The sequence below is a fragment of the Acidovorax sp. KPB24-03 genome (assembly GCF_057546605.1).
In genome coordinates this window covers 1-977 of the sequence record NZ_BAAJYR010000763.1, presented here as the reverse complement: position 1 = coordinate 977, position 977 = coordinate 1, and the positions used below count along the sequence as shown (strand labels likewise).

1 protein-coding gene is annotated in these 977 nt (G+C 72.0%); it reads right to left on the bottom strand.

Features of this window, described 5'->3' with window-relative positions; genetic code table 11:
• The coding region (locus tag AC27KI_RS25810; protein ID WP_487116679.1) for a YecA/YgfB family protein at positions 1–783 on the bottom strand (783 nt) is incomplete at its 3' end.
• Between the last annotated feature and the right edge of the window lie 194 nt (positions 784–977).

The following is a 977-nucleotide window of genomic DNA, read 5'->3' as shown; positions in this document are numbered from 1 at the left end:
GGGGGTGTCGGCGCGGCGCACGGCCTCCACGCGCGGGCCGATGCTCTTCCAGAGCTGGCGCAGGTCGTACACGGCCCAGACGGCTTCGCTGAACGACTCCAGGCGGGCCTCGCTCACGCTGGCCGGGCCGTCCTCGGCATACAGGTTGTGCTCGGGCTTGCCGGTGTCGTCCTCGGTCAGCACCACGATGTTCTCCAGCGCGCCGTCCAGCCACTGCGCGGCGTCCTTGTCGCGCGGGGCGGCCCATTCCTCGGGCCAGTTCTCGACGGCGAACATGAAGCCGAGCGCCCACACCTGGCCGAACGAGGGAATGTCCTGGCCGGCCATCTCGGCGCGTTCTTCCTCGGGCAGGCAGGCCACGGCGCCGCGCATGTCCATCACCTCGGGCTGGAAGGCGCGGTCGTCCTCCAGCGATTCCACCTCGGTCGCCAGCTGGCGGCTGACCTCGTCGAACCGCAGCGTCCACAGCTCCATGAACCGCGCCTGCTGGGCCTCGTCCTTGAAGGCCGGCAGCAGCGGCAGCGGGGCGCCCGCGCCCTCGGTCACATCGATGGGGCCGCCGTCGTCCAGCAGCATGGGCAGGTATTCGGCGGCGGGAATGGCACGGCGCGTGCAGGCCAGCGCGGTCAGGAAACCGTCGCAGAACTCCCACTGCGGGATTTCTTCGGCACGGCTGCGCAGGTCGTCCAGCAGCGTGTCCAGCTCGTCGAGCGCATCGTTGTCGAGGGCGGGTTCGGTGCCGGCGGCAGCGGCGGCGGCGGTGTCGTGGGAGGATTCGGTCATGGGGCGGCTCCAGGGCGCGGCGGGGGGAGAAAAAGGCTTCGTTATGATGCCGCAGCCCGCGCAAAGCGGCGAACCGGGGCGGGCGCAGGCATGGCGCTGGAGGCAGGTGCAGACAGCCCCGCCCAGGGCCACGGCCGGGCCGCAGGCGGCGATTTTATCCGCCCGGCTCCGGCCGGCCCCTGCCGGCCTCGGCT